This is a genomic window from Lentilactobacillus hilgardii DSM 20176 = ATCC 8290 (assembly GCF_000159315.1).
Lineage (GTDB): Bacteria > Bacillota > Bacilli > Lactobacillales > Lactobacillaceae > Lentilactobacillus > Lentilactobacillus hilgardii.
Genome location: NZ_GG669992.1, coordinates 535,021 through 544,373 on the forward strand (window position 1 = coordinate 535,021; position 9,353 = coordinate 544,373).

A 9,353-nucleotide genomic window follows, 5' to 3' on the forward strand; every position below is an offset into this window, starting at 1 on the left:
ACGTTTTGGGTCGTTATAGCTAATCCTATTAAGTTACATGTTTATAATGGGTCGCTTCTTTTGCGTCAAATCCGGCTTCACGTAATTTACTTGCTACTGAAAGGCCATCCTTTCTGTCCACATGAATCTCGACCACTTTAATTGTGCCTTGATGGGTTACCATTAAGGTTTGAATATTCAGGTTATTATCTGCCATGATTTTACCGATTTCATAAATAACGCCGGTTCGATCTTGATGGATAAAGACTTGAACGACTGTTGCTGATTCTTTATAGTCAGTTACATCTAAAAAGGCTTTTAAAATGTCATTATTTGTGATAATACCAATAGTTTCGTTATTGCTGATGACTGGAAGGACACCTACTTGATACTTAAGCATCTTATAAATGGCATCTTCGAGAAAATCATCAGCACCTATTGTTCTGACAGTGGTTTCCATAATTTCTTTAACGGTCATTTTGTTCAGTAAATAATTATATTCATAAATTGATAGGCTGGTGGCTTGAGATGGGGATGCGGCTTGGATGATGCCGGCAGTAATCAAACCAACCAAGTGGCCATTATCAATGACCGGTAAACGATGAATATTATTTGACTTCATTAAATTAACCGCAACGCTAATCTTAGTTTCTGGTGGAACGGTAATGACGTTTGTTGACATGAAATCTCTCACACTCATTTGTTAACCTCCTAAATAGGCTTTTTGAACTTCTTTATTTGCTAAAAGGTCAGTGCCACTGCCAGATAATTGAACTTTGCCAGTTGAAAGTACGTAACCACGATCAGAAATAGAAAGTGCTTTTTTAGCATTTTGCTCTATCAGTAAGACTGTCGTGCCATGCTTGTTGATTTCTTTAATAATGTCAAAAATTTCATTAATAAAAATGGGGGCTAGCCCCATGGAAGGTTCGTCCAATAGGATTAGTTTGGGGTTTGCCATTAGTGCTCGTCCCATGGCTAACATTTGCTGTTCGCCGCCGGATAAAGTGGCAGCGTCTTGTCTTGCACGTTGTTTTAAGATAGGAAATCTTTCAAAAACTTCCGAAAAATTTTGTTTAATTTTTTGGTGATCTTTGATGAGGAAAGCTCCCATTTGTAAGTTTTCCATAACAGATAATCCAGAGAAGATGTGACGCCCCTCGGGAACTTGTGAAATCCCGGCTTTTACAAGCTTTGGGGCTTTTTGTTGTTGAATAGCCTTACCCTCATAGATGATTTTGCCGCTTTTGGGTTTTAATAGACCGGAAATTGTCTTTAAAATGGTGGTTTTGCCTGCACCGTTAGCGCCGATTAAAGAAACAATTTCTCCTTCATTAATGTTAAAATTAACACCCTTAACAGCGTTTATAACACCATAGTTAACAATGAGGTCTTTCACTTGTAGTATCACAGTGTCATCACTCTCCCTCCCCCAAATAAGCCTTAATCACCTTGGGGTTGGACTTAATTTCATCCGGATTTCCTTCGGCCAGTAGAGAACCATGGTCCAATACGTAAATTCGTTCAGCTAAGTTCATGACTAAAGACATATCGTGCTCGATTAGTAAAATAGTAATATGGAAACGATGCTGAACCTTGAGAATTAATTGTGTTAAGTTAGCTGTTTCTTCTGGATTCATTCCGGCAGCGGGTTCATCCAAAAATAAGATTTGGGGTTTAGTCGCTAACGCCCGGACAATTTCTAATCGTCGTTGCGTGCCATAGGGCAGGTTCTTTGCAAGTACATCTGTCTGATCTTCCAATTCGAAGAGTGCTAGTAGCTTTTTGGCATCTTCAGTGACTCGCTGTTCGGTTTTGTAATAATTTGGCAGGCGGAAAATACTTGAAAGAAAACCTTCTTTATATCGACTGGTCATTGCAATTAGAACGTTATCAATGACTGACAGATTTTTAAACAAGCGAATGTTTTGAAAAGTCCTTGAAAGTCCTAATTTAGCAATTTGATAAGCTTTTTTATCATTCAGGGCGAAAGTGCCATTGGTTCCTTTAAGAACGATTGAGCCGGAAGTTGCCGGAATAACACCGGTTAATAAATTAAACAAAGTGGTTTTGCCCGCGCCGTTTGGACCGATTAATGCGACCAGTTCATTGTTGTTTAAATGTAATGAAACATCCGAAACAGCTGTTAGACCACCGAAGTTTTTAACTAAATTATCAACTTGTAATAAGCTTGTCATTGCTTTACCCGCTCCTTTCGTCCAAATCGTTTGAAACACCGCTTAATGGATAGCTCCCAAGTTCCTAAGAGACCGGATGGTTTAAAAATCATGATCAGGATAAGTGCGGCAGCGTAGATGACCATTCTTAAAGCACCAAAATCTTGAAGAACGGTGTCTAAAACACCAAGAACTGCTGCGGCAACAAAAGTTCCGGTAATACTGCCAACCCCGCCGAGGACAACAATAATTAAAATGGAAATTGATTCCATAATTCCAAAGTCGTTTGGTGAAATGGTTTGAAGAAATGAGGCGTGCAATGATCCGGCAACAGCAGCCGTAGCAGCACCTAGAGTAAATGCGGCAAGTTTCCACTTGAAAACGTTGATCCCCATTGCTTCTGCAGCAATTTCATCTTCACGGACGGAGGTGACGGCTCGGCCGCCACGACTGTGAATAAAGTTCACGATAATAATAGTTGTCACACAAACCATGGTATAAACAGTTGGCCAAGATGCTAATTGAGGAATGTTAAAAATCCCAGCAGCACCACCTGTAATTTTCATATTATTAATAATAATTCGGATGATTTCAGCGGCACCCATCGTTGCAATGGCCAGATAGTCGCCACGTAGTCTTAAAGTCGGAATACCAACAATCAAAGCTACAAGTATTGAAACGACAATACCAATCACTATGGAAAGATAAAAGCCTGCAGGGGTAGTGGCAGTTTGCGTTATGATAGCCGTTGCGTATGCCCCGATTGCCATAAATCCCGCATGTCCAAGTGAAAATTGTCCTGCGAAGCCAATGATGAGGTTCAGTCCAGTTGCAAGTATGATGTTAATGCCAATTGTTACAAGCATATTTTCAATAAAGGCATTGATTACCCCAATCAGGATCAACGTATTCATGAGGTAAAAACCGGAAATCATGATGATGAGCCAAATAATATTGTATTTAAAATTTGCTTTCAAGAGTGATCACCTAAACCTTTTCTTTAGCATTCTTACCGAAAATTCCGGCTGGCATAATCAACAGTATGACAATCAGGACAAAGTAGACGACCGCATCTTTGTAGGCCGAAAGACCGATAGATTGAAAGAAGGTTTCAAGAATTCCGATTAAGAACCCACCGACAGAAGCACCAGGTACGGAACCGATTCCCCCAAGAACTGCTGCTACAAATGCTTTAATTCCGGGTGTCATACCCATTAATGGATCAATCGAGTTGTAATATAAACCGATCAAGACGCCGGCAGCACCTGCTAGTGCTGACCCCAGGGCAAATGTAAATGAAATGGTCCAATTAATATTAATGCCGACTAATTCAGCAGCATCCGGATCGACGGAAACGGCTCTCATAGCACGCCCCATTTTGGTCTTTTTGATGATCACCTGTAATAGGATCATTAAAATACAAGCTGTTACCAGAATTAAAACCTGAATGTTTGAAATTAAGACACCACCGATATTGTAGTTAACTTGTTTGATGATTTGTGGGAAATCCCGAGTGTTTGAACTAAATAGATAGGACATGCCATTTTCAAGAAGAAATGACACACCAATTGCGGTAATAAGGGCCGCAATTCGCGGTGAATGTCGTAATGGTCGATAGGCAAAATATTCAATAATTACGCCACTGACTGCTCCGACTACCATCGCAGATAATAGCGCACTAATGAAGTTGAAATGCCAAACGTTGATCACGTAGTATCCCCAGAAGGCGCCAAGCATATAAATATCTCCGTGAGCAAAATTAATCAATTTAATGATTCCGTAAACCATGGTATAACCCAATGCTAGTAGGGCATAAATGCTTCCTAATGAAAGCCCGTTAATGATTTGTTGAAAGATTGTTTGCACGACGTTACCCTCCCTAACCAAGGCCGATTTGTATAACTACTTAATGTTAAACGAATTGCTTACTTTACCATTTGTCAATTGTTCGATTGCGATTGGTTTTTCGGGATCATGATTTTTATTGATTGTGATAGTACCAGTAACGCCATCAAAGTTTTTGATTTTTGAAAGTCCTTTAGTAATTTTAATAGAGTCTGCGGATTTTTCACTTTCAATTGCTGATTTAATCATATAAACGGAATCGTAGGCCAAAGCTGAAAAGGTTGGTGCGTCTGCGTGGTACTTTGCTTTATAAGCGTTCATAAATTTAACAGCGGTCGGGTTACTCTTGGCAACATCGTCAGAGAAGGGCGTCGTGTAATAAATCTTTGAAGCATTTTTGTTACCGGCAATTTGAGCAAGCTTGGGATCAGCCATACCATCGCTACCGACAATCGGAACGTTGATACCATTTTGACGAGCCTGTTTAATAATGAGGCCTACTTCAGTGTAGTAGCCAGGTACATAAATGGCATCGATCTTTTTTGATTTAAAGGATGTTAGAACAGCATTGAAGTCCTTATCGCCTTCAGAAAAGGATTGACTGTCAACGATGGTTCCTTTGAACGATTTTTTAAAGGCTTTTGCCAGCCCGGTACCATAATCACTGGAATTATCGGCGAAAACAGCTACCCGTTTTGCTTTTAAGGTATTGGTCATAAATTTAGCTGCTGTTCCACCTTGGAAATTATTTTGGTAGCATGCTCTAAAAACATATGGTTGAACTTTGCCATTTTTTTGCTTTGTGTAGTTTGGGTCGGTTGCAGATGGACTTACACTTGGAACTGCAGCTTTAGTAATATTAGGGATTTCTGCTGTTCCGGCATTTGTAGTAGCAGGTCCGACAATTGCTGCTACCTTATCATTATTGACAAGTTGGGCGGCAACCGATGCCGAGGTCGTGGTTGAGGTCTTGTTGTCTTTAATGATTAGTTTAATTTTTTTCTTTTTGCCATTAACGTTGATTCCACCATCTTTATTGATTTCTTGAGCTGCTAATTGAATCCCTTGTTTTTGTGAATTTCCATAGCCCGCTGCTGCACCGGATAATTCCATATTGACCCCTATCTTAATGGTGTTTCCGGTCTGGTTATTACCTGCAGTTTGAGTCTTAGCAGTACTACATCCTGCAAAGATACCTGCAGTCATTACAACTGCTGCAAAGCTAACGATTTTCTTCATGTTACTTTTTTTCATATCTAATACCAACTTTCAATTTGTATGTATTTTCGGATCTTGTTTCTGCGGCTACAAGTGAGATAAAGCAAAATAATGATAAAATTGATATTCTGAAATGATCACCTCCCAAAGTAATAAAAAAACCTCATTCAGTAATGAATGAGGTTGGAAATTCGCTTTATTAAGCCCCTCATCATTAAAAATGAAACAAGGGCTCAACTTTTTGATTGGCTTAGGTAGTCTTTACAGACTATTTCGCAATCAATGTCGGGTCCTTCATCTTTAATAATAAGGCTAAATTCAAGTTCGCAGAAGTTGCCGCGAACATATAATTATCTGATTGATTAATTTTCATTGTGACAACCTCCTACTAAGAATATTAATGGTTGAGTAGAAGTATAGATAACTTCTAATGAAATGTCAATATTTTTAATAATATAAAATCCAGATTAGTCTTTTAGGCGTGATTATTAGACTGGTTTAGTTGAAAGTAAAGAATAACGATTAATTCAACATGATTTGTTAACATTGGGAAACAAGGTTGATTTGCATGATAAATAAAAGGAACCAAATCAGTATCATACTGATTTGGTTCCTGCTTGAATTCTATATAAATAAGCTATTCAAAAACGATGCTTAAATGTAGTTTAACTAATTCTATCCATAAGTTGTTTTAGGCTGGCTTCTCGAACATTTCTTGGGAGAAAACTTCGAATATCTTCCTCGCTGAAGCCAACTTGAAGCTGTTCATCATTAAAGATTAATGGACGTCTAATTAAATCAGGATGTTTAACCATTAAATCGATTAATTGTGATACAGTTAAATTGTCTAAATCGACGTGTAGTTTTTGGAAAGCATTTGAACGGGTTGAAATAATATCTTCACTACCGTTCTCGGTTAATCGCAGGATCCGTTTAATTTCATCAGCGTTTAACGGGATTCTTGAAATGTTACGTTCTTTAAATTCAATCCCATGATCAACGAGCCATTTACGAGCTTTACGACTGGAAGCACTACTTGGAGCAACATATAAGTTCAACATAGTTACTTTTCCCCCTTTGTAACCAGCTAACAATAATACATGAGTTATATGATACACGATATCTAACGATTCGATACGTTCATCATATCATATTTGTTAGGATTGTCAACAGTGATTTTACGGGCTTTCTGAAAATTTGTATGGTATTTATCTGTAATGATTTCGAATAATTAAGTTGTTCACAATCATTATTTTCTATGCATATTATGTTTTCGGCATTACTGTATTTTAGTAAAAGGAGAATTTAAATTGAAAATTGCAGGCTTTGGAGTCGAAGAATGGCTCAATAAATGGGAAAAATCAGCTACATATGATATTTCTCAAAGTACGATTGCTTCAATGGCAATGAATGAAGCGCTTTCTTTGGATGGCAAAGATGGTGAAGATTTTTACAAAATTTTGGATCAACAAAAAATGAATTACGGTTGGATTGAAGGATCGCCGGATTTTAAGCAGGAAGTATCAAATTTATATCAGGACATTAGTCCGGATAACATTTTGCAGACTAATGGGGCAACGGGTGCCAATCACTTGGCTTTATATGCATTGATTGAACCGGGCGACCATATTATTTCCGAATATCCCTCCTATCAGCAGTTATACGATATTCCCAAATCATTAGGTGCCCACGTTGATTACTGGCATATTCACGAAGATCAAAATTGGTATCCGGATATTGATGAATTAAAATCATTGATGCGGCCGGATACCAAAATGATTTGTCTGAATAATGCCAACAACCCAACCGGGACCTTGCTGGATGAGACTTTTCTAAAACAAGTTGTTGAACTGGCGAAACAATCCGGTGCCTATGTTTTGGTAGACGAGGTTTATCTACCGCTGGTCCATTCCGAAGAATTTGTGTCGATTGTTGATCTATATGATAAAGGGATTGCGACCAACTCCCTGTCTAAAACGTATTCGATGCCCGGTATTCGAGTGGGGTGGACGGCATCAAATACGGCGGTGGCTGATCTGTTTCGGAAGTATCGGGATTATACAATGATTTGTTGTGGGGTCTTTAATGACGCTATGGCCGTCTATATTCTCAAACATCGGGATCAGGTTCTGGATCGAAATCGGAAGTTGGTGCTTAATAATCTCAAAATTTATAAGGATTGGATCGCTTCTGAGCCTCGGGCCAGCGTTGTGATGCCACAAGCTGTTTCCACATCGTTTCCCAAGCTGGATATACCGGAAGATATTGAAACCTTCTGTATCCGCCTTTTGAAGGAACAAGGCGTCTTGCTGGTACCGGGGACTCGTTTTGACATGCCGGGCCACGTTCGCCTGGGTTATTGCGCGGATGAGTCGACATTAAGAGAAGGGTTAAATCGATTATCAACCTTTATGCGCCAGTATGACTAATGCATTTTACATGATGAATTGAAGTAAGGGGAGCTTTATTAGTCTCGTTGATAAGCTTGATAATAAAGATTCTACTTTTTGTAGAATTTGTTAACGAAAATGGTCAATCAGATAAGGTGGAAGAACAATGAGTCAATTTATCGTGCAACCCAGTTTTTGGGATCTTTTTCCCGACGTTAAAATTGCTGTTATCACCGTTCACAACTTGGATAATCATGAGAAAGGGCAAGTGCCGCCGAAGATGCTTGACGAGGCAAATGCCGGCGTGGCAGATTTGATTCCGGATGAGCCGATCAGTGCCAATCCATTGATACATGAGTGGCGGCAGGCGTTTAAAAAGTTCAAGACTAAAAAAGGTGCCCGTTTTGCTGTGGAGAATTTATTAAAACGGGCGAAGAAGGGGAATCCGGTTAGAAGTATTGATCCACTGGTTGATCTTTACAATGCCATCTCGCTTCGGACAGGCTTTCCAATTGGTGCGCTTGATCTGGATAAAATTAAGGGTGGCATCAGTTTGGAAGTCGCCAAGGGTGGGGAATCATTCACGGCGATTGGTGAAGATCAACCTGATCCTGCACTTCCCGGCGAAGTGATTTACCGAGACGATGAGGCCGTTACGAGTCGTTGCTGGGCTTGGCGTGATGCAAAGAGGGTTGAAACTACCGAAGATTCAAATAGTATTCTCATGTACTCGGAGTGTCTGAAACCGGAATGGCGGGAAACCCATGAGCATGCTATGACTGAGCTGACCAAAAACATTGAAAAATATTTAGGTGCGACGACAAAGACACAGTATGTCAGTTTTGACTATCCGGCGGTCAGTTTTGAATAAAATAGTATCGCTTTAAATAAAATAAAAGCTACTACAACAAGCCAAACCAATAATTGGTCAGCTTGTGTAGTGGCTTTTATTTACTTATTAGTGATTACTCGCCTTTTCTGTTTTTTTCTGATTAGCGGCTTCAAACACTGATTTGGTTGCATCCCAAATTCGTTCGGCAATGTCAGCGTGATTCATTGTATAAAGATGAATGCCGTCAACCCCTTCGGAGACCAAATCGATAATTTGATCAACCGCAAAGGCAATTCCAGCATCTTTCATTGCCTGTTTACTATCTTGATAGCGATCAAGAATGGCACTGAATTTCTTTGGAAGTGGAACCCCCGTAATTTGGGTAATTCGTTCAATCTGTTTTTTATTGGTACAAGGCATAATTCCAGCCTCAATCGGTACGTTGATCCCGGCAATCTCAGTCTTTTCTTTGAAATCATAAAATGATTGATTATCAAAAAACAGTTGGCTGATTAAGTGGTTGGCACCCGCATCGACCTTTTCTTTCAAATGTGCGATATCATCTACAAATCCATTTGCCTCAGCGTGACAATCCGGATAACAGGCACTGGCAATACTAAAGTCTGGACGATTCTTATGAACAAACGAAACTAATTCATTGGCGTGATTAAAAACGCCAACCGGTTCCTTACCGGGAATCTTATCACCACGCAGCGCTAAAATATTTTTAACGTTGATTCCAGAAAGATGATCCAACAGGTTAAGCACTTGGCTTTCAGTTTGATATAGTCCTGGAACGTGGGCGACTGCCGGAATATTTAATTGGTTTTGAATTAAATCGGCAATTGAAACCGTTCCGGTATAATGATCGGAACCGCCCGCACCCAACGTTACCGAAATGAAATCCGGATT

General features: G+C 39.5%; 10 protein-coding genes. 2 read left to right on the forward strand and 8 right to left on the reverse strand.

Annotation, left to right across the window (positions count from 1 at the left end):
* Nucleotides 1-28: 28 nt before the first annotated feature.
* The 7 genes from HMPREF0519_RS02465 to spx form a co-directional block, all read right to left on the reverse strand.
* Complete coding sequence (locus HMPREF0519_RS02465; RefSeq protein ID WP_003634348.1) at nucleotides 29-679, reverse strand: CBS and ACT domain-containing protein; 651 nt, start codon at nucleotides 677-679, stop codon at nucleotides 29-31.
* Nucleotides 680-682: 3 nt separating this feature from the next.
* Nucleotides 683-1,387: an ABC transporter ATP-binding protein gene (locus tag HMPREF0519_RS02470; RefSeq protein WP_035462360.1), complete on the reverse strand. Its 705-nt coding sequence runs from the start codon at nucleotides 1,385-1,387 to the stop codon at nucleotides 683-685.
* A gap of 10 nt (nucleotides 1,388-1,397) precedes the next feature.
* On the reverse strand, nucleotides 1,398-2,177 hold the full coding sequence (locus HMPREF0519_RS02475; protein WP_003557169.1) for an ABC transporter ATP-binding protein: 780 nt from the start codon (nucleotides 2,175-2,177) through the stop codon (nucleotides 1,398-1,400).
* Nucleotides 2,174-3,091, reverse strand: a complete 918-nt coding sequence (locus tag HMPREF0519_RS02480; RefSeq protein WP_190870496.1) for a branched-chain amino acid ABC transporter permease — start codon at nucleotides 3,089-3,091, stop codon at nucleotides 2,174-2,176. The genes HMPREF0519_RS02475 and HMPREF0519_RS02480 overlap by 4 nt, the downstream gene beginning before the upstream one ends.
* A gap of 52 nt (nucleotides 3,092-3,143) precedes the next feature.
* Nucleotides 3,144-4,022, reverse strand: a complete 879-nt coding sequence (locus HMPREF0519_RS02485) for a branched-chain amino acid ABC transporter permease (protein WP_035462195.1) — start codon at nucleotides 4,020-4,022, stop codon at nucleotides 3,144-3,146.
* Nucleotides 4,023-4,058: 36 nt separating this feature from the next.
* Complete coding sequence (locus HMPREF0519_RS02490; protein WP_003557174.1) at nucleotides 4,059-5,255, reverse strand: ABC transporter substrate-binding protein; 1,197 nt, start codon at nucleotides 5,253-5,255, stop codon at nucleotides 4,059-4,061.
* A gap of 629 nt (nucleotides 5,256-5,884) precedes the next feature.
* Nucleotides 5,885-6,280 (reverse strand): transcriptional regulator Spx, encoded by a 396-nt coding sequence (gene spx / locus HMPREF0519_RS02495; protein WP_035462198.1) that lies wholly within the window; start codon nucleotides 6,278-6,280, stop codon nucleotides 5,885-5,887.
* A 249-nt stretch (nucleotides 6,281-6,529) separates the two neighbouring features.
* Here spx and HMPREF0519_RS02500 point away from each other — a divergent pair, with 249 nt between their 5' ends.
* Nucleotides 6,530-7,648, forward strand: a complete 1,119-nt coding sequence (locus HMPREF0519_RS02500) for an aminotransferase (RefSeq protein ID WP_003634355.1) — start codon at nucleotides 6,530-6,532, stop codon at nucleotides 7,646-7,648.
* Between the two features lie 127 nt (nucleotides 7,649-7,775).
* Nucleotides 7,776-8,480 (forward strand): B3/B4 domain-containing protein, encoded by a 705-nt coding sequence (locus HMPREF0519_RS02505; RefSeq protein ID WP_003634357.1) that lies wholly within the window; start codon nucleotides 7,776-7,778, stop codon nucleotides 8,478-8,480.
* A gap of 87 nt (nucleotides 8,481-8,567) precedes the next feature.
* Here HMPREF0519_RS02505 and HMPREF0519_RS02510 read toward each other — a convergent pair.
* Nucleotides 8,568-9,353 (reverse strand): methylenetetrahydrofolate reductase (locus HMPREF0519_RS02510; RefSeq protein ID WP_003634361.1); only part of this gene is annotated, 786 nt, incomplete at its 5' end.